Annotated in this window: 16 protein-coding genes, 3 tRNA genes, 3 rRNA genes and 1 other annotated feature (1 of these 23 only partly in view); of the genes, 21 read left to right on the top strand and 1 reads right to left on the bottom strand. The window is 31.5% G+C overall.

What is annotated here, in order from left to right:
* From ARA19_RS01090 to ARA19_RS01075, 4 genes are all read left to right on the top strand, one after another.
* Window positions 1–835: ribosomal RNA gene (locus tag ARA19_RS01090) — 23S ribosomal RNA — on the top strand; the annotation flags it as partial.
* Window positions 836–885: 50 nt separating this feature from the next.
* Window positions 886–1,003, top strand: a 5S ribosomal RNA gene (gene rrf, locus ARA19_RS01085).
* Between the two features lie 5 nt (window positions 1,004–1,008).
* A tRNA-Lys gene (locus ARA19_RS01080) sits at window positions 1,009–1,084 on the top strand.
* A 229-nt stretch (window positions 1,085–1,313) separates the two neighbouring features.
* Window positions 1,314–2,555, top strand: coding sequence for an ABC transporter substrate-binding protein (locus ARA19_RS01075; protein ID WP_055069118.1), 1,242 nt, complete (start codon window positions 1,314–1,316; stop codon window positions 2,553–2,555).
* 150 nt (window positions 2,556–2,705) lie between these two features.
* Here the strand turns inward: ARA19_RS01075 and ARA19_RS01070 are convergent, their stop codons facing one another.
* Window positions 2,706–3,455: a signal peptidase II gene (locus ARA19_RS01070; protein WP_055069117.1), complete on the bottom strand. Its 750-nt coding sequence runs from the start codon at window positions 3,453–3,455 to the stop codon at window positions 2,706–2,708.
* Between the two features lie 149 nt (window positions 3,456–3,604).
* On the opposite strand from ARA19_RS01070, the gene ARA19_RS01065 reads away from it, so the two are divergent.
* The 17 genes from ARA19_RS01065 to ARA19_RS00985 form a co-directional block, all read left to right on the top strand.
* Window positions 3,605–4,408, top strand: coding sequence for a class I SAM-dependent methyltransferase (locus tag ARA19_RS01065; protein ID WP_055069116.1), 804 nt, complete (start codon window positions 3,605–3,607; stop codon window positions 4,406–4,408).
* Between the two features lie 54 nt (window positions 4,409–4,462).
* On the top strand, window positions 4,463–5,269 hold the full coding sequence (locus ARA19_RS01060; protein ID WP_055069115.1) for a pyruvate, water dikinase regulatory protein: 807 nt from the start codon (window positions 4,463–4,465) through the stop codon (window positions 5,267–5,269).
* 19 nt (window positions 5,270–5,288) lie between these two features.
* Window positions 5,289–6,188 carry a patatin-like phospholipase family protein gene (locus ARA19_RS01055; RefSeq protein ID WP_055069114.1) on the top strand — a complete coding sequence of 300 codons (900 nt, stop codon included), beginning with the start codon at window positions 5,289–5,291 and terminating at the stop codon, window positions 6,186–6,188.
* 437 nt (window positions 6,189–6,625) lie between these two features.
* Window positions 6,626–9,253: a sequence feature (most likely nonfunctional fraction of RNA operon), on the top strand.
* A gap of 96 nt (window positions 9,254–9,349) precedes the next feature.
* Window positions 9,350–9,467, top strand: a 5S ribosomal RNA gene (rrf, locus tag ARA19_RS01045).
* Window positions 9,468–9,470: 3 nt separating this feature from the next.
* Window positions 9,471–9,547, top strand: a tRNA-Ile gene (locus ARA19_RS01040).
* Between the two features lie 3 nt (window positions 9,548–9,550).
* Window positions 9,551–9,626 (top strand) — tRNA-Ala (locus ARA19_RS01035).
* A gap of 255 nt (window positions 9,627–9,881) precedes the next feature.
* Window positions 9,882–11,222 (top strand): APC family permease, encoded by a 1,341-nt coding sequence (locus tag ARA19_RS01030; RefSeq protein WP_055069113.1) that lies wholly within the window; start codon window positions 9,882–9,884, stop codon window positions 11,220–11,222.
* 71 nt (window positions 11,223–11,293) lie between these two features.
* Window positions 11,294–11,446: a hypothetical protein gene (locus tag ARA19_RS17330; protein ID WP_157452206.1), complete on the top strand. Its 153-nt coding sequence runs from the start codon at window positions 11,294–11,296 to the stop codon at window positions 11,444–11,446.
* 535 nt (window positions 11,447–11,981) lie between these two features.
* Window positions 11,982–14,102 (top strand): 1,4-alpha-glucan branching protein GlgB, encoded by a 2,121-nt coding sequence (glgB, locus tag ARA19_RS01025; protein WP_278321654.1) that lies wholly within the window; start codon window positions 11,982–11,984, stop codon window positions 14,100–14,102.
* A 2-nt stretch (window positions 14,103–14,104) separates the two neighbouring features.
* Window positions 14,105–15,535 (top strand): glycogen synthase GlgA, encoded by a 1,431-nt coding sequence (gene glgA / locus ARA19_RS01020; RefSeq protein ID WP_055069112.1) that lies wholly within the window; start codon window positions 14,105–14,107, stop codon window positions 15,533–15,535.
* A gap of 37 nt (window positions 15,536–15,572) precedes the next feature.
* The gene (locus ARA19_RS01015) at window positions 15,573–18,008 is read left to right on the top strand and encodes a glycogen/starch/alpha-glucan phosphorylase (protein ID WP_055069111.1); all 2,436 of its coding nucleotides are present in this window, start codon (window positions 15,573–15,575) and stop codon (window positions 18,006–18,008) included.
* Window positions 18,009–18,096: 88 nt separating this feature from the next.
* Entirely contained in the window at window positions 18,097–19,935 is a 1,839-nt protein-coding gene (locus ARA19_RS01010) for a glycoside hydrolase family 13 protein (protein ID WP_055069110.1), read from the top strand.
* Window positions 19,936–20,079: 144 nt separating this feature from the next.
* Window positions 20,080–20,523 carry a hypothetical protein gene (locus ARA19_RS01005; protein WP_055069109.1) on the top strand — a complete coding sequence of 148 codons (444 nt, stop codon included), beginning with the start codon at window positions 20,080–20,082 and terminating at the stop codon, window positions 20,521–20,523.
* A gap of 60 nt (window positions 20,524–20,583) precedes the next feature.
* Window positions 20,584–21,729, top strand: a complete 1,146-nt coding sequence (locus ARA19_RS01000; protein WP_055069108.1) for a glucose-1-phosphate adenylyltransferase — start codon at window positions 20,584–20,586, stop codon at window positions 21,727–21,729.
* Between the two features lie 36 nt (window positions 21,730–21,765).
* On the top strand, window positions 21,766–22,872 hold the full coding sequence (gene glgD, locus ARA19_RS00995) for a glucose-1-phosphate adenylyltransferase subunit GlgD (RefSeq protein ID WP_055069107.1): 1,107 nt from the start codon (window positions 21,766–21,768) through the stop codon (window positions 22,870–22,872).
* Window positions 22,873–22,986: 114 nt separating this feature from the next.
* A complete protein-coding gene (locus tag ARA19_RS00990; protein ID WP_055069106.1) occupies window positions 22,987–23,442 on the top strand; it encodes a VanZ family protein in 456 nt (151 codons plus the stop codon).
* Window positions 23,443–24,051: 609 nt separating this feature from the next.
* On the top strand, window positions 24,052–24,857 hold the 5' portion of the coding sequence (locus tag ARA19_RS00985; protein ID WP_055069119.1) for an AbgT family transporter. The gene runs 733 nt beyond the window's last position; 806 of the gene's 1,539 nt are visible here — the first part of the coding sequence; its start codon is at window positions 24,052–24,054; the stop codon falls past the right edge of the window.

Here is a 24,857-nt window from a genome sequence, read left to right as displayed (position 1 = left end):
CGTAGAGCTTTACTGTAGCTTAGCATTGAATTTCGGTATTGTCTGTACAGGATAGGTGGGAGGCTTTGAAGCTAGGACGTCAGTCTTAGTGGAGCCAACCTTGGGATACCACCCTGATAGTACTGGAATTCTAACTGGAGGCCATGAATCTGGTCACAGGACATTGTTAGGTAGGCAGTTTGACTGGGGCGGTCGCCTCCTAAAAAGTAACGGAGGCGCCCAAAGGTTCTCTCAGAACGGTCGGAAATCGTTCGAAGAGTGCAAAGGCAGAAGGGAGCCTGACTGCGACACATACAGGTGGAGCAGGGACGAAAGTCGGGCTTAGTGATCCGGTGGTTCCTCGTGGGAGGGCCATCGCTCAACGGATAAAAGCTACCTCGGGGATAACAGGCTGATCTCCCCCAAGAGTTCACATCGACGGGGAGGTTTGGCACCTCGATGTCGGCTCGTCGCATCCTGGGGCTGAAGTAGGTCCCAAGGGTTGGGCTGTTCGCCCATTAAAGCGGCACGCGAGCTGGGTTCAGAACGTCGTGAGACAGTTCGGTCCCTATCCGTCGCGGGCGTAGGAAATTTGAGAGGAGCTGTCCTTAGTACGAGAGGACCGGGATGGACTGACCTCTGGTGTACCAGTTGTTCCGCCAGGAGCACAGCTGGGTAGCTACGTCGGGAAGGGATAAACGCTGAAAGCATCTAAGCGTGAAGCCCCCCTCAAGATAAGATTTCCCATAGAGTAATCTAGTAAGACCCCTTGAAGACTACAAGGTTGATAGGTCGGAGGTGTAAGCATGGTAACATGTTCAGCTGACCGATACTAATAGGTCGAGGGCTTGATCTAATAAGTAGAATCACATATTTAGTGCAATTTTCAGAGAACAAATTCTCTAATCTGGTAATTATGTTTCTTAGGGTAACACCCGTTCCCATTCCGAACACGAAGGTTAAGCCTAAGAAAGCCGATGGTACTGCATGGGTGACCGTGTGGGAGAGTAGGTTGTTGCCAGGTCATATGGTTCACTAGCTCAGTCGGTAGAGCACATGACTTTTAATCATGGTGTCCGGGGTTCGATTCCCCGGTGAGCCACCAAGCCTCTCTAAACTAGAGAGGCTTTTTATTAAGAAAAACTTGCTTAGCATTATTATAGAAACCATATAAATATGATTTATATGGTTTTTTTATTTATTCAAACTAAAGAAGAAAAAGTGAAAATTGTAATTCATATGTCCTTTTTCTTGCGAATAAAATCTGATACACTAATAGAGATGACAAAAGTAGATAATTATAATTAGAAATTATAAATCGGAGGAAAGAAAAAGTGAAGAAATTAATAGCTCTATTTGTAGCTATACTAATCGTAAGTACAGGTATAGCATGGTTCACTTCTAGTAGAAATAAAGCATTAAAAGCAGCAGTTTTACCAAAAGAAATAACTGTTTATTCTACTGTTAGTAACAATGAGATGCAATATATTGCAAATGAATTTAAGCAGCAAACAGGAATAACTGTAAATTATCAAATTGTATCAAATCTACAGCAAGCTGTTGAAGAAAATAAAGGTAAAGTTGATTTTGTTTATGGTGGTAGTGCAGAAGAGCTTAATAGTATGGCTTCAGCAGGTTTACTAGAAAAAGCAAACTTTAACTTTGATGGTGATATAAGTCCATTATATAAAGGTAGCAATGGTTATTGGTATGGAACTAGTATAGAACCTATTGTAATGTTTTATAATCATATGTATATGTTACCGAAGGATGCACCTCAATCTTGGAGTAATTTAACTTCAGAAGGTAATAAAGGAAAAGTGATTCTTGCACCTGATTATAGTGATTATATGTCAAATATAATGGCATTAATGGATGCACAACATAATTCTGATGCTAATAAAATTACAGGTCAACAATTTGAAAATGGATTAAAAACTAATGAGGCTGTTAGTACTACAAATATAACTGACTATACAAATAACATACTTAAAAATAAAGCAACACCAATTTCTTTTGCTCCAATGAATGAGGTACAAGCGCTTATACAAGCTGGAAATCCATTAACTATAGTTAATCCTAAAGAAGGTTCTCCTTTAATGATAGAAGGGGCTGCTATAGTAAATGGAACAAAGAATTTAAGTGCTGCTGAATTATTTATGGAATTTGTAGCAGGACCAAAAACTCAATTACAACTTGCAACTAAGTTTAATGTTATTCCAGTATCAAATAATGCTTTAGGATTTGCTCCAACTTGGATGAAATCATTCAATAATATTAATATTGCTGAAAATGATTGGAATTTACTTAATAATGGACAATTTGAAGCATATAATAAAAACAATTCTCAAGCAACTGATAATAAAGATAAAAATGATAATAAAAATAAAACTGATGATAAAGCTAAAGACGATACAACGGCTAAAAAGGATCCAACACAAGATCCATTAAGTCAGCCAAATGGTAGCATAATTAATTTAAAACCAGATGCACCATTAACATCAGTTCAGAAACAGGAACAAGCTGCATTAAATCAATTGCAACAACAACCTAGTCAAGCATTTACAATGACTTAAAATAGAGAAAACATCTAGATTATAAAAATAATCTAGATGTTTTTTATCTTATAGCTAGTGTTTGTAACAATATAATTTAAGCTAAATAGATGTGTATTTTTAGATAGCTTCTTTTAAAATTCAGATGAAATTAAACTTTTAACTCTACATTTATCTTAATTTAATTAATTTTTTTAAATCCAATACTATAAAATTCAAAAATTTTTTTATGCTATCCAAATCTTCTTTAAAACTAGTTTCTTCGTTATTGTTAAAAAAGTCATTTTTATAACATGCCATTAGGAATAGAAAAATAGCTATATTTATAAAGATATCTTTAAAGTCAGCTATAAATAAAGAACCTACCCCAATAAAGTCTAAACTTCCCCCATAGAATAATTTATCTACTAATGAACAAAAAGAACCTGCAAATATGAATATAAAGCAAAGGTCAGCATAAAAACCTTTTATGTTTTTAGTTTTGAAATATCTATATAGTTCTAAAAATATAAACAATGCTATAAAGTTTATAAGTATTAAAATTGAAAAACTTATATTAGTTTTAAATCTTACATTTAACCAAGAACCTGATGTATTTATTATAGGATTAAATGATAAAGTTTTTGGAATTATATAAAACTTATAATCAAAAAAATATAATTTTATAATTATTTTTGTGAGCTGGTCTATTGCTATTAGTAAGATTGAAAATATTGTAAGACTTTTTCTTGAAATTCCACTATGATGTTTTAAATTTGCTTTGTAAAAATAGAAACCTATAAGTACAAGTGGAATCAATAAGATAAAATTAAATAGTAAGGTATTTAAATCATATAAATTTCCCGCAAATAATTCAAAGAAAATATATAAAAGCCACATTGATGGAAGAATCAATATGGTAAGTAATTTTTCTTTATTCATTGAAAACCCCCTAAATTGAATCATAAGTAAATTTTACCATATATGAATAATTAAATTAAATAATAATTTTATGAAGTTTATGAACAGAATAATAGTTACGTTGACATAATAATAAAAATATAGTATTTTTTAGGAAAAGGAGTGATACTATGAGTGATGAGGTAAGAGATTATTATGACCAAAATTGTATCAATGAATTGAGAAGATTGGATGATCCTTATAATAGAATTGAGTTTTTTAGTACTTTATATATAATAAAAAAATATTTTCCTGATAATGGAGTGATTTTTGATATTGGTTCAGGACCAGGAAGGTATTCAATGGAACTTTTAAAAAGTGATTATAAAGTAGCATTAATGGATATATCTCAAAATTCTATTACATTAGCCAAAAGTCATATAGAGGAAAATGGGTTAAGAGCAGATAAATATATATGTGGAGATGCTAGAAATCTTCAATATGAATTAGAAAATTCATATGATGGTATTTTATTATTAGGACCTATGTATCATATAACCAATAAAAGAGAAAGAATAAATCTATTAAAAGCATGTAAAAGAATATTAAAGCCTGATGGAGTTATAATTATAAGTTATTTAAATACTTTAGGAGTTTTAAAAAGTGGTGTTACTGATTTTTATGAGGAATTTAGGGATTTAGATAATATCTATAAATATTTTTATAGTAATTCTTATGGAAAAGATAATTCTTTTACAGAAACTTATTTTTCAATGCCAAAAGAAGCTATAGATGAAGTAAATGAAAGTGGATTGAGTATATTAAGTTATGCAGGGGCTGAAAGTTTTTTAAGTGGAATGTCTAGTAAAGTAACTAATCATTATTTAAATAATAGGGATATATACTTAAACATATTAAAAGTAGCTGCAGAAAAGTGTGAAATGGAAGAGTTTAGAGAGAATACAGAACATTTATTAATAATAGCAAAAAAATAATGGGAAAATAATATTATTAGATAGATTAATATAATAAGTAAAGAAGGGATTATAATGTTGATAATTTATGCAATATCAGATTCTATAGGAGAAACAGCGCAACAAGTAGCAAAGGCGGCAGCAAGTCAGTTTAAAGAAGAAAAAGTTAAGGTTGAAAGAATACCTTATGTGAAAACACTAGAGGATGTGGAAGAGGTTGTTGAGAAGGTCATAAAGACTGAAAAGGCTATGATTGTTTCTACTATAATTACTGTAAATTTAAGAGAATATTTGACTCAAAGGTGTATAGCTAACAATATAAATATAATAAATGTATTAGGTCCTATAATAAATGTGGCATCAGCAATATTAAATGAATATCCAGATTATAATCCAGGAGCTATGTGGAAAACTGATGAGGTATATTATTCTAGAATTGAAGCAATGGAATTTGCAATGCAGTATGATGATAGTAAAGATTATAGAGGACTTAAAAATGCAGATGTAATATTAATAGGTCTCTCTAGAACATCTAAAACACCATTATGTATGTATTTAGCTAATAAGGGAATAAAGGCTATAAATATTCCTTTAATGCCAGAGGTAGGTATACCAGATGAGTTATATGAAATAGATAGAAAAAAAATCTTTGGATTAACTATTGATCCATTTCAATTAATTGAAATAAGAAAGAAAAGATTAGATAAATTCCACAGAATATCATCAGATATAAAATATGCATCAGATGAGAGAATATTAGAAGAATTAGACTTTGCAGATAGAGTAATTAAAAGATTAGGATGTACTACAATAGATGTAACTCAAAGAGCTATAGAGGACACAGCATTAATTATAATGAATAAAATAAATAAGAAGATATAATAATAGGGGTCTTTTGTTTATGAAAATAGGTTTAGTATTAGCAGGAGGAGGAGCAAGAGGAGCTTATCAAATTGGTATTTGGAAGGCTTTAAGGGAATTAAATATTGATAAACATATAAGTGTTGTATCTGGAACATCAATAGGAGCTTTAAATGCAATACTATTTATGCAAGGAGATTTAGAAGTTGCAGAGGAAATTTGGTATGAGATATCCATGGAAAAGGTATTGCCTATAGATAACTTTGAGTTGTTTAAAAGAGGAGTAATGTTAACTATAGGTTCTAAAAATATACCTTTTATAAAAAAATATATGCCTAGGGTATTAGAAGAGGGAAATGTTTCGAAGGAAGGCATAGTAGAAGTTATAAATAAGTATTTGGATATTGAAAAAATAAAACAATCTAATATAGAATGTTATGCTACTTGTACAGAAGTGGATGATTTAAAAGCTAAATACTTTAAATATAATGAATACTCATTAGAGGAAATAAAAAAAATAATATTAGCTACATCAGCTATTCCAAGCATTTATGAAGCAGAAGAGATAAGTGGGAAAAGATATTTAGATGGTGGCATGGTTGATAACATACCAGTGCAGCCTGTTTATGGTACAGGGTGTGATTTAATAATAATATCCTATTTACATGGTACTGACTGTATAGATAAAGATAATTTTCCTAATACGAAAATAATAGAGATAAGACCTATGAAGTGTGATAATGGCGGAATTAAAGATGGATTATTAGATTTTAATAATAAGAGCATAAAGAAAAGAATATATGAAGGCTATGAGGATACAATTAATACTTTTGAACCTATTATGTTACTAAGTAATTTTTTAAGTAATATAGAAAAGAAAGAAAAAAACAATATGTTTAGTTTCAAAAAATCAATTAAAAACTTATTTAATAGTAGATAGTCTGATGGAATTAATTAATAATAAGGATATATATACTTATTAAAACTAAGTATACATATCCTCGTGTATCTACATATAAAAATAGGAGAAAAGTTAAGAAAATATGCAAAGTTTTTATAATATATTAAAAAAATAAAGAAAAATAATAAAATTTGGAGTATATTAACGTGATATTATAAAACACGTCGCTGAGGCAAACAAGTTAACACAATGTAGTTAAGAAAAATGAAAAAAAGTGTTGACATAATAAAGCTTAAGTGATAAACTAAGAAAGTCGCTTGAGGGTGACAGAGTAAAAAATGATATTTGAAAATTAAACAGACGAATTTATTATAAACCAGCAATTCTTTTATGTTTTTAAATTAAAAGCGAAAGCTTGAGATTAAACTTTTATTTGAGAGTTTGATCCTGGCTCAGGATGAACGCTGGCGGCGTGCCTAACACATGCAAGTCGAGCGATGAAATTTCCTTCGGGAAATGGATTAGCGGCGGACGGGTGAGTAACACGTGGGTAACCTGCCTCATAGTGGGGGATAGCCTTCCGAAAGGGAGATTAATACCGCATAACATCATTAGATGGCATCATTTAGTGATCAAAGGATTTATTCGCTATGAGATGGACCCGCANCTGATGACCGATAGTGAAGCAGTACCGTGAGGGAAAGGTGAAAAGAACCCCGGGAGGGGAGTGAAATAGAACCTGAAACCGTATGCCTACAACCGTTCAAAGCCCCTTATGAGGGTGATGAAGTGCTTTTTGTAGAACGAGCCAACGAGTTACGATATGTTGCGAGGTTAAGTACTTAAGGTACGGAGCCGAAGGGAAACCGAGTCTGAATAGGGCAACTAGTAGCATGTCGTAGACCCGAAACCGGGTGACCTATCCATGGCCAGGTTGAAGCGAAGGTAAAACTTCGTGGAGGACCGAACCACGTTGCTGTTGAAAAAGCATGGGATGAGCTGTGGATAGCGGAGAAATTCCAATCGAACTCGGATATAGCTGGTTCTCCTCGAAATAGCTTTAGGGCTAGCGTCGGGTAATTAAGTACTGGAGGTAGAGCACTGAATGGGCTAGGGGGCATAGCGCTTACCGAACCTTATCAAACTCCGAATGCCAGATACTCGTACCCCGGCAGTCAGACTACGAGTGATAAGACCCGTGGTCAAAAGGGAAACAGCCCAGATCGTCAGCTAAGGTCCCAAAGTGTAAGTTAAGTGGGAAAGGATGTGGGATTTCTAAGACAACTAGGATGTTGGCTTAGAAGCAGCCACTCATTTAAAGAGTGCGTAATAGCTCACTAGTCGAGAGATCCTGCGCCGAAAATGTAACGGGGCTAAACTTACCACCGAAGCTACGGACTTGAATTTATTCAAGTGGTAGAGGAGCGTCGTAATCGGGCTGAAGTCATACCGTAAGGAGTGGTGGACTGATTACGAGTGAGAATGTTGGCATTAGTAGCGAGATGTGAGTGAGAATCTCACAGGCCGAAAACCTAAGGTTTCCTCAGGAAGGCTCGTCCGCTGAGGGTTAGTCGGGACCTAAGCCGAGGCCGAAAGGCGTAGGCGATGGACAACTGGTTGATATTCCAGTACCACTACCATCGTTATTATCGATGGCGTGACGCAGGAGGATAGGATGTGCTAGCTGTTGGATTAGCTAGTCTAAGCATTTAGGGAGTTAAGGTAGGCAAATCCGCCTTAACAATTCTGAGATGTGATGGGGAAGGCTCTACGGAGCTGAAGTATCTGATTCCACGTTGCCAAGAAAAGCGTCTAGAGAGAGAAGTAGTGCCCGTACCGCAAACCGACACAGGTAGGTGAGGAGAGAATCCTAAGGCCGGCGGAAGAATTGCAGTTAAGGAACTCGGCAAATTGACCCCGTAACTTCGGGAGAAGGGGTGCCTACGAGAGTAGGCCGCAGAGAATAGGCCCAAGCAACTGTTTAGCAAAAACACAGGTCTCTGCTAAAGCGTAAGCTGATGTATAGGGGCTGACGCCTGCCCGGTGCTGGAAGGTTAAGGGGAATGCTTAGCGCAAGCGAAGGTATGAACTTAAGCCCCAGTAAACGGCGGCCGTAACTATAACGGTCCTAAGGTAGCGAAATTCCTTGTCAGGTAAGTTCTGACCCGCACGAATGGCGTAATGATTTGGGCACTGTCTCAACTGCAAATCCGGCGAAGTTGTAGTGCGAGTGAAGATGCTCGCTACCCGCGATTGGACGGAAAGACCCCGTAGAGCTTTACTGTAGCTTAGCATTGAATTTCGGTATTGTCTGTACAGGATAGGTGGGAGGCTTTGAAGCTAGGACGTCAGTCTTAGTGGAGCCAACCTTGGGATACCACCCTGATAGTACTGGAATTCTAACTGGAGGCCATGAATCTGGTCACAGGACATTGTTAGGTGGGCAGTTTGACTGGGGCGGTCGCCTCCTAAAAAGTAACGGAGGCGCCCAAAGGTTCCCTCAGAACGGTCGGAAATCGTTCGAAGAGTGCAAAGGCAGAAGGGAGCCTGACTGCGACACATACAGGTGGAGCAGGGACGAAAGTCGGGCTTAGTGATCCGGTGGTTCCTCGTGGGAGGGCCATCGCTCAACGGATAAAAGCTACCTCGGGGATAACAGGCTGATCTCCCCCAAGAGTTCACATCGACGGGGAGGTTTGGCACCTCGATGTCGGCTCGTCGCATCCTGGGGCTGAAGTAGGTCCCAAGGGTTGGGCTGTTCGCCCATTAAAGCGGCACGCGAGCTGGGTTCAGAACGTCGTGAGACAGTTCGGTCCCTATCCGTCGCGGGCGTAGGAAATTTGAGAGGAGCTGTCCTTAGTACGAGAGGACCGGGATGGACTGACCTCTGGTGTACCAGTTGTTCCGCCAGGAGCACAGCTGGGTAGCTACGTCGGGAAGGGATAAACGCTGAAAGCATCTAAGCGTGAAGCCCCCCTCAAGATAAGATTTCCCATAGAGTAATCTAGTAAGACCCCTTGAAGACTACAAGGTTGATAGGTCGGAGGTGTAAGCATGGTAACATGTTCAGCTGACCGATACTAATAGGTCGAGGGCTTGATCTAATAAATAGAATCACATATTTAGTGCAATTTTCAGAGAATAATTTTTTGAAAAAAGTATTGACAAAGATTATTAACTGATTTATAATTATTATGTAATCTGGTGGTTATGTTTCTTAGGGTAACACCCGTTTCCATTCCGAACACGAAGGTTAAGCCTAAGAAAGCCAATGGTACTGCATGGGTGACCGTGTGGGAGAGTAGGTTGTCGCCAGGTCATGGATCTTTAGCTCAGTTGGTTAGAGCAACCGGCTCATAACCGGTAGGTCCGGGGTTCGAGTCCCTGAAGGTCCACCATATGGGGGTATAGCTCAGTTGGGAGAGCACCTGCCTTGCACGCAGGGGGTCAAGAGTTCGAATCTCTTTATCTCCACCAAAAAGACTATCTATTAAGATAGTCTTTTTTTTTATATTTAAAAATATTATTATGTATAAATTAAAAATATTATTAATTAAAAATGAAAATATAATAAATTAACCTTGATAGGTAAAGAAGCACGGTATAATAGAGTATATAAGAAAAAACATAGGGGGAAAGTCTACGTTATTTATTTTGTGAAAAGAATTAAATTGTTATTTTAGTATATGATTTAATATTAACTCATATTATAAATAATAGATTAAGTTATTAATGGAAAAAAAAGGACTAAAAAAAGAAATTGGTTTATTTACAGCAACTGCTTTAGTTATAGGTAATATGATGGGGTCAGGTATTTTTATGTTACCAGCAACTTTAGCACAGGTTTCGACTCCAGTAGCTAGTATAATGGCTTGGATTTTTACTGGAATAGGAGCAATTATTTTATCTTTAACTTTTGCTAATTTAGGATCTAAAATACCTAAAACTGGTGGAGTCTATGAATATTCAAGAATTGCATTTGGGGATTTTTGGGGCTTTATAACAGCATGGCTTTATTGGAATGGATCTTGGATTGGAAATGCTACTATATTTATTGTCGTAGCTACATATTTAGGTCAGGTTATAGGAGGATTGACAAGTAATCCATTACTAGGATTTTTATTTTGTACAGCAATTTTATGGATATGTACTTATATAAATATTAGGGGAACTAAGTTTGCTGGTAATATAGCAGCTTTTATAACAGTATTCAAGGTTATACTTTTCTTGTCTTTTATAGTTATCGCTTTTTTTAATTTTGATATTAATAATATAACTTCTAGTATAAGCAATGAAGGGTTAGGTCTTAAAACAATTCCTGCAGCAGCTGCTGTTACTTTATGGGCATTTATGGGGCTAGAAACTGCAACAGTAGCAGGAGGAGAGATAAAAAACCCAGAGAAAAACGTTAAAAGAAGTACTATATTAGGTATGCTTATAAGTACAGTGTTGTACATTGTTATAAGTATTGCTGCTATGGGAGCAATGAGCCAAAGTAATTTAGCCAATAGTACAGCACCTATATCTGATATAATAAAATCAGCACTTGGATTAAAAAATATAACATTTTTAAATATTGCTATAGCCATAAGTATATTGGGGACTGCTTTAGGGTGGCTTTTATCTACAGCTAGAGTTGGGTTTGCAGCTGGAGAAGATGGTATATTTCCTAAGGCTTTTTCAAAGCTACATCCTAAATATGGGACCCCGTATATATCTTTGATAATAGGATCTATATTTATAAATATTATATTTATAATGAATTTTACAAAAGGGTTAATTGGAGCATATAACTTTATAGTACTTTTAGCAACTTTAAGTTATCTGCCTATATATGCATCTTCAACTATTGCTGAAATATTATTATTAGTTGTTGATGAAAAAGAAAGAACTTTTAAGAACTATACATTGCTAATTATAAGATGTCTTGTTGGGTTTGCTTTTTCTATATGGGGTATAATAGCATCTGGAGCTGAAGTTGTAATGTATGGATTTGTATTACTTTTATTAGGTATACCTGTTTATGGATTTATGAAATTAAAAAGGGAGAAAAATGATATAACTTTAAGTTAAGATTACTTTAATATACAATTACTTTAATATAGAAATTAAATAATTTGTGAGTATAATAGGAGTGTATTAAAATGGTGAATCTAAGTAAGCTAGAAGATGAACTTACCAAATTAAAATTGAGAAAAAGAAGTTTAGTTTTAGCTGGGAAGGAATATTTTACTTTAGATGAAGCTATTAAAAAAATTGAGAATGAAATTAAAAGGGAAAGAACAAAAAATAATTAGGGATTATAGTACTTCATTTGTAATATTTAGAGTTTCTATAAGCCTAAGATAAGTAGATACAGTTTTTTAGATAAATTTAAGAGAAAATTCATGTTGATTATTATAAATTTAACTGAAAAAGCTTTATATTAGAAAATTTGATTTTATGTAACACCAAGTTTGAATATAAATTTCAAGCTTGGTGTTTTTTTATCTGATAGCTAGAGGATCTAATACTTCTACTTATAAAAAATAAGAGTATTACAGCTTCACCTTTGACTAAGAATTCAGATAGAGTCAAAACTCTACCTGAATTAAGTCTACATTTATTTTTCTATATTATAAGAGGAAAATTACCTATTTAGAATTAAGTGGAATTTAAGGAGATAGTTTTATACTTATTCCTTGTATATATAGAAATTTTAAAAGGATATGTAATAAATGAAGAGATTAGTACATATTATTAGAGATGTAATTTAAATGTTTATCTATTAAAATTTTTTATACATAAGAAAAATTAGAAGGTTATAGAGGATTAAAAGAGGGGGATTTTTGAGTGGGGGTACAAATTACAGACTATGATATACATCTTTTTCATAAAGGGATGCACTATGAATGTTATAAATTTATGGGAGCACATATAATTAGTGAAAATGGGAGAAAAGGAGTTAGATTTACAACTTGGGCACCACATGCAGAAAGTATTTGTGTTGTAGGGGATTTTAATTCATGGAAAAGTGATGAAAAATATTCTTTAAAGAAAATAAATCATATGGGGATATGGACTGTATTTATTCCAGGTATAAAAGCAGGAGTAGCATATAAGTATGCTGTTAAAAGTAAATTTGGACTTAAAGAAACTTTGAAAGCTGATCCTTATGGAAAAGCTGTTGAATTGAGACCAAATACAGCATCTATAGTAGTTAATGAGAATAGATATAAATGGAAGGATAAAAGATGGATTGAACTTAGGGAAAAAAGTGATATTACAAAGTTACCAATGAATATATATGAAATTCACTTGGGCTCTTGGAGAAAAAAAGATGGTGAATTTTTGACTTATAGAGAGTTGAAACATATATTGCCTAAATATATTAGTGAAATGGGCTATACGCATGTAGAGTTACTACCTATAATGGAACATCCCTTAGATAGTTCATGGGGATATCAAGTAACAGGATTTTTTGCAGCAACAAGTAGATATGGAAATGCCAATGGACTTAGGGAATTAATTGATGAATTCCACAAATATAATATAGGGGTAATTTTAGATTGGGTTCCAGGTCATTTTTGTAAAGATGAACATGGACTTTATAAATTTGATGGTACAGCTACCTATGAATATACTGAGGAATGGAAAGCTGAAAATAAAGGATGGGGAACAGCGAATTTTGATCTTGGAAGACCAGAAGTAAGAAGTTTTTTAATTTCAAATGCCTTTTATTGGATTGAAGAGTTCCATTTTGATGGATTAAGGGTTGATGCAGTAGCTAATATGCTTTACTTGAGTTATGGAAGAGAAGAAGGAGAATGGAAACCTAATGCTGATGGATCAGCAGATAATAGAGATTCCATAGAGTTTTTAAAGTGCCTTAATAAAAATATTTTAAAGTCTTATCCAAATATAATTATGGCTGCTGAAGAATCTACAGCTTGGCCAAAGGTATCACATCCAGTAAAGGATGGAGGTCTAGGATTCAATTTTAAATGGAATATGGGATGGATGAATGATTCATTAAAATATATAGAATTAGATCCTATATATAGAAAGTATCATCATAATCAAATGACATTTTCTATGATGTACAATTATTCCGAAAATTTTATATTACCAATTTCTCATGATGAAGTTGTCCATGGAAAGAAATCTTTAGTAGATAAAATGTGGGGAGATTATTGGAATAAATTCGCGGGCTTAAGGCTTTTTGTCGGTTATATGATAGGACATCCAGGTAAAAAATTAAGCTTTATGGGAAATGAGTTTGCACAATTTATAGAGTGGAGAGATTATGAAGAGTTAGAATGGGATTTAATTGATAAGTATCCTATGCATAAACAAACACAAGAATTTTATAAAGAAATAAATAATTTCTATAAGAATAATAGTGCTTTATGGATAAAGGATTATGATTATGAAGGCTTTAGATGGATTGATGCAAATAATGGAAATCAAAGTATATTTATTTTTATGAGAAAAGGCTTATCACCAAAAGATACTTTAATATTTGTTTGTAATTTTACTTCTCAATATTATGAGAAATATAGAATTGGAGTTCCTTTTATGGCTGATTATTTTGAAGCCTTTAATACAGATAGCGCTAAATTTGGAGGTTCAGGAAAGTGTTTAGAAGGATTTGTGAAGGCTGATAACAAACCTTATCATAGTGAAAAATTTTCTATAGAAATAAGTGTACCTCCTATGGCTACTTTAATTTTGGGTATTGAAGAATTTATAGAGGAAAAAACAATAATAACAAAAGATGAGTCAGAAAAAGAAGAAAGATTAAAAGAAAATATATTAAAAGAGAAAGTATTAGAGCCAGATCTTTTAAAGAAAGATATAGTTAAAATCACTGAAGAAGGTATTGAAGAAAGTATTAAAGAAAATTTAAGACTTATAAAAAGTATTGAAGAAAATATGGAAGTTATATATGTAAATTTAGAGGGGGAAATTTGATTATGAAAATTTTATTCGTTGCTTCTGAATGCCATCCTTTTATAAAAACAGGAGGGTTAGGAGATGTTATGGGTGCATTACCTAAGGCATTAGCTAAAGAAGGAAATGACGTAAGAGTAATAATTCCTAAATTTAAAGATATAAAGTACCAATATAAAAATGATATGCAATACTTAACTAATTTTAAGGTTAATGTTGGATGGAGAAAACAATATTGTGGAATATTAAAGCTGTATATTGATGGAATCACTTATTATTTTGTAGATAATGAATATTACTTTAAGAGAGATGGACTTTATGGATATGCAGATGATGGTGAAAGATTTGCTTTTTTTGATAGGGCAGTCCTTGAAACTTTAAAAAATATAAATTGGTGTCCTGATGTATTACATTGTAATGATTGGCAATGTGGAATGATACCAGTACTTCATAAGCTAGAGTATAAAAAGGATTATTTTTATAAGAATATGAAAACTGTTTTTTCTATACACAATTTACTATTTCAAGGTATCTTTAGTCCATCCATATTACCAGAGCTTTTTGGCTATGATATGGAACAATTTAATAATGGAATGTTAGAATGCCGTGGTGGAGTAAGCTTTATGAAAGGAGCTATTCAATACTCAGATAGGATAACCACTGTTAGTAAAACTTATGTGGAAGAAATAAAGACAAGCTGGTATGGGGAAGGTCTTGATGGATTATTAAGGTGGAAGAGTGGAAATATTTCTGGAATATTAAATGGTATAGATTATGATGAATATAATCCAGAAACTGATAACTTAATATACAATAAATTTTCAATAAATAATATAGAGCAAAAATATGTTAATAAAAGAAGACTTCAAAGAGACTTAGGATTGCCAGAAAGAGACAATATACCAGTTATATCTATTATTTCTAGGTTAACTAATCAAAAGGGAATAGATTTAATAATAAATATTGTGGATAGATTACTTCAAAATGATGTTCAATTAATTATATTAGGAACTGGTGATCGAGGATATGAAGAGCATTTTAGAGGGCTAAAATATAGATATAATGATAAAGTTTCAGTTAATATATTCTTTGATAATAATTTAGCTCATAAGATTTATGCAGGATCAGATATGTTTTTAATGCCATCTGCCTTTGAACCTTGTGGATTAAGTCAATTAATTTCTTTAAGATATGGAACTATACCAATCGTTAGAGAAACAGGAGGACTTAAAGACACAATATCACCATATAATAAATATGATATAACAGGGAATGGTTTTAGTTTCGCCAACTATAGTGCACAGGAGCTAATAAATGCCATAGAAGAGGCCATAAGAACTTATTATAGAAAGAATGAATGGAATGCAATAATAAGAAATGCCATGAATTCTGAAAATAGTTGGGGCAAATCAGCTATGGAATATAAAAAGCTTTATGAAGATTTAATGATTTAGCGAAGAAAACCCATAAATCAATTTCAGGAGGTATTTAATGCTAGTCATAGATAAGGAAACTTTTAAAAAGGATTATAAACAAAAATTTCTAGAGATTCATGGGAAGGAATTAGATGAAGGAAATAATTTATATAAATATGAGGCTTTAGGAAGCCTGATTAGAGATTATGTTGCAAAAATGTGGTTAGATACTAATAAGAGATATAGTAAGTCAGGAGAAAAGCAAGTATATTATTTCTCTATGGAATTCTTAATGGGAAGGTTATTAGGTGATACTCTTTTAAATCTAGGAATAAGAGACATATGTAAGGAAGCATTAAATGAACTTGGTATAAAGTTAAGTGATCTTGAAGAATTTGAACAAGATCAAGGTCTTGGTAATGGTGGGCTTGGTAGATTAGCTGCTTGCTTTTTAGATTCTATGGCATCTTTAAATATACCAGGACATGGATGTGGTATAAGGTATAAATACGGATTTTTTGAACAAAAAATTATAAATAATGCTCAAGTAGAGGCGCCAGATAATTGGCTTAGAGAAGGAAATGTATGGGAGATAAGAAAATCTGATAAAGCTGAAATTGTTAAATTTGGTGGAGAGGTAAGGTTAGAACAAGCAAATGGAAAATTAACTGTTACTCATATAAACTATGAACCAGTTCTAGCAGTACCTTATGATACTCCTATAGTGGGTTATGAGAATGATGTTGTAAATAACCTTAGACTCTGGAGTGCAGAGCCTGTATCTAATGAATTTGATTTTTCTTCCTTTAGTAGAGGAGAGTTTTTAAAAGCTATAGAGTATAAAAATTCTGTAGAAGCAATTTCACACGTCTTATATCCAGATGATTCTTTTTATGAAGGTAAGAAATTAAGATTGAAACAACAATATTTCTTCGTATCAGCAGGAATACAAAGTATAGTAAGACATTTTAAAAAACATGGAGGAAATATTAAAGAATTTGATGAAAAAATAGCTATTCATATAAATGATACTCATCCAGCTCTAGCCATACCTGAGCTTATGAGGATATTAGTTGATGAAGAGGATCTTCCTTGGGAAGTTGCTTGGAGAATAACTAATAATACCTTGGCTTATACTAATCACACTATATTATCAGAAGCCTTAGAAAAATGGCCTGTAGACATGTTTAAAAAACTATTACCTAGAATATTTATGATTGTTGAAGAGATAAATAAGCGATTTTGTGAAGAGCTTTGGGGGAAATATACAGGTCAATGGGATAAAATTTCGAAGATGGCTATAATAGGTGATGGCTATGTAAGAATGGCACATCTTGCTATAGTAGGAGGGCACAGTGTTAATGGAGTTGCAAAATTGCATACAGAAATATTAAAAAAACAAGAAATGAAAGATTTTTATTATTTATATCCAAATAAATTTAACAATAAAACTAATGGAATAACACATAGAAGATGGTTATTAAAATCCAATCCAGAATTAACTAATTTGTTAAAAGAAACTATTGGAGATAGCTTTATCAAACATCCAATGGATATGGAAAACTTTTTAAAGTATGCTGATGATAGTTCTGTACAACAAAAACTTAAATTTATCAAGTTAAACAATAAAATTAAATTAGCAAATATAATAAGAGAAAGAAAGGGAATAAATGTAGATCCTAATTCTATTTTTGATGTACAAGTTAAAAGAATACATGCTTATAAGAGACAAATATTGAATTGCTTAAAAATAATGAATTTATATAATGACCTTTTAGAAAATCCTAATCTTGATATAGTTCCTAGAACTTTTATTTTTGGAGGTAAGGCAGCTCCTTCATATTATTTAGCGAAAAAAACTATTGAACTCATAAATAGTGTAGGAGAAATGATAAATAATGACCCAAGAGTGAATAAGAAAATAAAGGTTGTTTTTCTAGAAAATTATAATGTATCTTTAGCGGAATCAATAATTCCAGCAACTGATTTAAGTGAGCAAATTTCTACTACAACTAAGGAAGCTTCAGGAACATCAAATATGAAATTTATGATGAATGGAGCTATAACAATAGCTACTTTAGATGGAGCAAATATTGAGATAAAGGATGAGGTTGGAGAAGATAACATTATAATATTTGGATTAACAGAAAGAGAAGTATTAAATTACTATGCTAATGGTGGATATTCAGCTATAGATGTATGTAATAAGGACCAAAGACTTATGAGAGTTATTAATAATCTTGTTGATGGAACTTATTGTAAAGATAAAGAAAGATTTAGAACTATATATGAAAATTTAACAACCTATAATGATGAATTTTTTGTGTTAAAAGATTTTGATTCTTATATAAAGGCAAATGAGAAAGTAGATAGGTTATATAGAGACTCTTCAGTATGGCAAAGGATGTCTGCAATCAATATAGGACACTCTGGTATATTTTCATCAGATAGGACAATAACTGAGTATGCTACTGGAATATGGGGTTCAAATATAATATATAAAAACTTATAGACCACAATAGACTAAAACTTAATTTAGGTAGAGTTAAAAATCTATAGTCAAAAGATAAGTTATTTTGTTGTAGGAAGGATAGAAACCTATGAATAATTTTTATATGATTCATGATTCACAAGATGAACTTTATAGAAGCCCTATAGGAGCAGTAGAAGTAGGTGAAAAAGTTAGAATAGACTTAGAATTAGAGCATGATGCAGAGGTATTGTTAGAATTATTTAGATTTGACGGTTCAAAAGAACTAATAAAAATGATTAGAGACAATGAAAAAAGTAGTTGGAAAAAGAATTTTTACTTCACTTTTATAGATACACAAAATTCAGTAGGTTTAATAAATTACTATTTTATAGTAATAAAAGATAAGATTACTGTTTATTATGGTAATAACTCTAAATCTTTAGGAGGAGTTGGAGAGGTATATTTTAAAGACCCTAAACTATATCAAATTACGGTATATGAAAATTTCAAAACTCCTAATTGGTATAAAGAAGGAATAATATATCAAATATTTGTAGATAGATTTTTTAATGGAAATGAAAACTCTATTGTAAATAATCCTAAGCACAATAGTTTTATTTATTCAGACTGGTCTGATGATCCTATGTATATAAGAGACTGGAATGGAAAAATAGCTAAATGGGATTTTTATGGAGGAAATTTAAAAGGGGTTATAAAAAAATTACAATATATAAAGAGTATTGGAGTATCTATAATATATTTAAATCCAATTTTTGAGGCTCAAAGTTGCCATAAGTACGATACAGGAGACTATGAAAAAATAGATCCTATGTTTGGTGATGAAGAGGATTTTAAAGAACTTTGTATAGAAGCGAAGAAATTAGGCATTAGAATAATTTTAGATGGTGTATTTAGTCATACAGGGGATGATAGTAAGTATTTCAATAAGTATGGAAACTATAATTCTTTAGGTGCTTATCAATCCCCCAATTCTCCTTATTATGATTGGTATAGGTTTTATAACTATCCAGATAAATATGAATGTTGGTGGGGCATAGACAATCAGCCTAATGTGAATGAATTGAATGAAAGTTATTTAAAGTATATAGTTACAGGGAAAAATTCTATTATTTCAAAGTGGCTTAAGCTTGGAGCGAGTGGATGGAGATTAGATGTAGCCGATGAACTCCCGGATGAATTTATTAAATTAATAAGGACAAGAATAAAATCTGATAATAAGGAAAATGTTTTAATAGGAGAGGTTTGGGAAGACGCATCTAATAAAGTGAGCTACTCTAAAAAGAGAGAGTATTTCTTTGGAAAAGAATTAGATTCAGTAACTAACTATCCTTTAAGAGATGCCATAATTTCTTTTGTAAAAGGAGAAAAGGATGCAAAGACTATTTCTAGAATTATAATGAGTTTATATGAAAATTATCCAAAGGAAGCCTTTTTTTCCACTATGAATTTATTAGGTAATCACGATACAGAAAGAATATTTACTATATTAGAAAATAATATAATGCAGTTAAAAGAAGCAATTACAATTCAAATGTTACTCCCAGGGGTTCCTCTTATATATTATGGGGATGAGGTTGGATTAACAGGAGGTAAAGATCCTGATAATAGAAAAGCCTTTCCTTGGGGAAAAGAAAATTTTGAAATAAGTGATTATTATAGAGAGGTATGCGCTATCAGAAACAATAATGAGGTTATAAAAAGAGGAGAATTTAAAACTCATTATATAAGTGATAAAGTATTTTGTTTTGAAAGATATTTAAAAGATAAAAAATTAATTCTCCTTGTTAATTCATCTACTTCAAAAGAACAGTGTATAAACACAAGTACAATTAAAGTTATAGGGGAATATAAAAATTTATTATTTCCTTATGAAGACTATGATTTTAATCAGTATGGATCAGTAATAAAATTAAATCCTTATCAATGCAAAATTATAGTCAATTAAGGTACTAAAATTAAGAAAAAATAAATATAGATAATATAGGAGTTTGTATTATTAATACAAACTCCTTTTAAATATAGAAAATTTAAATATGAGTAATCTTTTTAATCATTAAAGCATATTTATCATTTATGGAGGTGAATAGAAGTGATAAGAACTGTTGTCTGTGAAAAAGAGGGATGTACAGGAAATAGCTTTTTTATAAGAAGTAATGACAATAATACTCTTACAATAACATGTAATAAATGTGAAAGCACATATACTTATGAAAATCATCATAATGATGATTTAACATTATTATCTAATTGTTCTAAATGTAATAATGAGCAATTTAAAATTTTTAAGGACATAGAAAATAATAAAATATACGCAAAGTGTGTTAAATGTGGAAATCCACCAGAAAAAATTTATTTAGATATAAATGGTAATCAAATATCATATAGTGAAAAATTATTGAATGACATAAAAGAAAATGTTCTAAGAATAGACCAGAGAGTTCGTAATTTAGAAGGAAAGATAGAAGGCCTTGAAAATGGGCAAGTTTTATTAGAAGAGTCATTAGCCTATACTGCAAAGTTTTTAACAGATTAGTTGGCTTTATATATAAATCTACATTAACTTAAAAACAGTGGAGGGAGATAAAAGGAATTTATGAGTAAGAAAGAAATAGTTGCAATGATATTAGCAGGGGGACAAGGTTCAAGACTAGGTGTTCTAACAAAAAAAATAGCTAAACCAGCAGTACCTTTTGGAGGAAAATACAGAATAATAGATTTTCCTTTAAGTAACTGCTCAAATTCAGGAATATATACAGTAGGAGTATTAACTCAATATCAGCCAATGGAGTTACATGCTCATATAGGTATAGGAAGTCCTTGGGACTTAGATAGAAGAGATGGAGGGGTTGGGTTATTGCCTCCATATCAAGGTGAAAACGGTGGTAATTGTTATAAGGGGACAGCTAATGCAATATATCAAAATATACCATATATAGATAGCTATGATCCAGAATATGTTTTGATTTTATCAGGGGACCATATTTATAAGATGGATTATAGTGAAATGCTAGAATTTCATAAAGAAAAAGAGGCTGATGCAACAATTGCAGTATTAGAAGTTCCTTTAGAAGAGGCAAGTAGATTTGGCATTATGCATACAAGGGAAGATTTATCAATTTATGAATTCGAAGAAAAACCTAAAGAACCTAAGAGTAATAAGGCATCTATGGGAATATATATTTTTAATTGGAAGGTTTTAAAAAAGCATCTTAGAGAAGATGAAGGAGATTTAACATCAAGTAATGACTTTGGTAAAAACATAATACCTAAAATGCTTAATAGTGGAAAGAGAATGGTAGCATATCCTTTTAAGGGATATTGGAAGGATGTAGGAACTATTGAGAGTTTATGGGAAGCAAATATGGATATGTTAAAAGCTGATTGTGATTTAGGGTTATATGATGAGGATTGGAAAATATATTCAGTAAATACAATGGCTCCAGCACAATATATAGGGCCAACAGCAAAGATAAAGAATTCTTTAGTTGTAGAAGGATGTTTAGTTGAAGGGGTAGTTGAAAATTCTGTATTGTTTAATGGAGTAAAGATAGAAAAGGGAGCCGTAGTAAGGAATTCTGTTATTATGCCAGGAACAAGAGTAGAAGGATCGGTTGTAGTAGATAAGGCTATAGTAGGAAGTGACGTTACTTTGAGAAGAGAGTCTAGAATAGGAAATGGACATGATATAGCAGTTATTGGAACAAAAGAGGAAATTGAAGAGGGAGCTATAGTTGAATAAATAGAGAAATAATATGTGAGTAAGGGGGAATATAAGATGGAAAACTGCATAGGAATAATAAATTTAGATGAAAATGAAGATAGAATGGGTGCTTTAGTAAAAAAGAGACCATTAGCTTCTGTGCCTATAGCTGGAAGATATAGAATAATAGACTTTATATTATCTAATATGACTAATTCAGGAATAGAAAGTATAGCTATTTTTACTAAAAATAAATCAAGAAGCCTTATGGACCATTTAGCAAATGGGAGACCATGGGATTTGCATAGAAAAAAAGATGGATTAAAGTTTTTTAATTTTGGAAATGAAGAGCCATCATACGATGATGTTCACTGTTTTTTAGAAAATTTAGATTGTATTAAGCTTAGCAAAAAAGAATATGTATTATTAGCACCTTCTTATATGATAGCAAATATAGATTTTAGGGGATTTATAAAGGCTCATAAAAAGAGTAAAAATGATATTTCTATAATGTATAAGTCTGTAAATACAGCAAAGAAGGAATTCATTGACTGTGATGTACTAGATATTAATAGTGATAATAGAGTTGAAAGTATAGGTAAAAATATAGGTTCTAATAATGAAATAAATGTAAGTATGGAAATGTTCTGTATGAGAACAGATTTATTTATAGATATAATATATAATTGTATAAAATGTGGGCGGAATAGAAAAGTTAAGAACTATATAAAAGATAATTTAGATAAATTAAATGTTAAGGCCTATGAATTTAAAGGATATTTACAATGTATAAACTCATTAAATTCCTATTATAATATGAATCAGAAATTATTAGAACCAACAGCAATTAAAGATTTATTTTATGATAGTAAACCTATATATACAAAAACTAAAGATGAAGCACCAACAAAGTATTGTGAAAATAGTGAGGTAGTAAATTCAATAATAGCAAATGGATGTTATATAGAAGGAAAAGTAGAAAATTCCATAGTATCAAGAAGAGTTTATATTGGAGAGGGTGTAAAATTAAAAAATTGTATAATACTCCAAAATACCAAAATAGGTGATAATGTTGTTTTAGAAAATGTAATAACTGAAAAGGGAGCTACTATAAAAGAAGGGGAACGATATATAGGAAGTGCAGAATCTTTAGTAGTTATAAAACCAGCTAAATTCATATAATGTTATTATTAATTAACTATGATATTTGATATAATAAAAATTTAGATGAGACTTTATAGTTTTATCTAAGTTTTTATTTTTTATATAAAATAATTTAAATGGGGTTAGAATTAAATGGTGTCAAAAGCGAGAAAAAATATTAATTTATTATTATTACTAGGATGGATGGGATTTATATTCTATATGTCTAATAAGCCAGCCGAAATATCAAATGGTCATAGTGATTTTGTATTAAAATTACTTAGTAGCATAGGTTTAAATTTAAATAGTGTATTTGGAAACTTTTCTATTACTATTATAAGAAAGGGAGCACATGTAACTGAGTATTTAATATTGTTTTTATTATTGTACAATTATTTAAGGGATTATTTCATAAATAAAAAACTATACATAATGTGTTTTATTATAGTTGTGGCATATGCTTGTACAGATGAATTTCATCAGATATTTATTCCTGGAAGAGCAGGTAGAATTACTGATGTAATTATAGATAGTACAGGAGCTATAATAGGGACATTAATCATATACTTAAAAAATAAATTAACACTGAAAAGAAATACAATTATTTGATGATTAATATATTTTTTCATCTACCTATATAGCTAGATAAAAGGAGAGAGGCTGTATCTGTAATTTGATACATCCTCTTTTTATATTTTAATTTTCTTTTCTGGTTTTTTATAATTGTCTTTAAACAAAAAAATATAATTTATTTATATGAAAAAGTATTTTAAATAAAACTGAATTGAATAGTTTTTTTGTTTAATTTCATCTTTAATATTTAGAATAAGATATTATAAAAATAAAATTAAAGTAAATATGTATATAAAATCGTAATTAAAAGTTAAAAAATAAAGTCTATGAAGTTGAATATTCTGTAAATTGCAACAAAATGAAAAAAAGAGAAATAAAAAATGATGAAAAAAACAAGAATCTTGTAAAAAATAGAAATTATTAAAATAGTAATTAAAATGGGTTAAAAATATAAAAATACACAGAAATTTAACAAAAAAATGCAAAAAAAAGATGACTTAATGAGGAAAATATGATAATATTTTAATATAAAAACAAATGTATTTCATAGGAGAACATATGAATTTAATACATATATAACTTGCAAAATGAAAAGATTTGCTTGATTGTCTTAGAGGGGGGAAATAAATGATAAGTGAAAAGAAAATGGCTAATACCAAAGAGAAGAAGGGCTTTTTGAACTTTATTGAGAAGGTTGGAAACTCACTTCCGCATCCAGCTACAATATTTTTAATATTATGTACATTCATAATAATTTTATCTCATATAATGGCGAAGATGGGTGTATCTGTTGTATATACAGGGATAGATAGAGCTACAAATGAAATAAAGGATATGACAGTTACAGTAAATAGTTTATTAACATCAGAGGGGATAAGATATATATTTGAATCAGCTGTAAGTAACTTTACTGGATTTGCAGCATTAGGAACAGTTCTAGTGGCTATGTTAGGAGTAGGTGTTGCAGAGGGAACAGGTTTCATTTCAGCAGTTTTAAGAAAATTAGTTTTAAGTACACCAAAAAGATTAATAACAGTAGTAGTAGTTTTAGCTGGTGTATTATCAAGTATAGCATCAGATGCAGGTTACGTTGTTTTAGTTCCATTAGGAGCTGTAGTATTTTTAAGTATGGGAAGAAATCCTATAGCTGGACTTGCAGCTGCTTTTGCAGGTGTATCTGGTGGATTTAGTGCTAACTTAATTTTTGGACCAACAGACACATTATTATCAGGATTAACAACTGAAGGTGCAAAAATGATAAATCCAACATATCAAGTATCTCCAGCAGGAAATTGGTTTTTTATAATAGCATCTACTATAGTAATAACAATAATAGGTACTATAGTAACAGAAAAAGTAGTAGAACCAAGATTAGGTGAATATAAAGGTAAAAAGACTGAAAATATGGATCATCTTAGCGATGAAGAAAAAAGAGGAATGAAATTTGCTAT

This window comes from Clostridium massiliamazoniense (genome assembly GCF_001403635.1).
In the GTDB taxonomy this organism is placed as follows: Bacteria; Bacillota; Clostridia; order Clostridiales; family Clostridiaceae; genus Sarcina; species Sarcina massiliamazoniense.
This window is presented reverse-complemented; position numbering and strand designations above follow the sequence as displayed.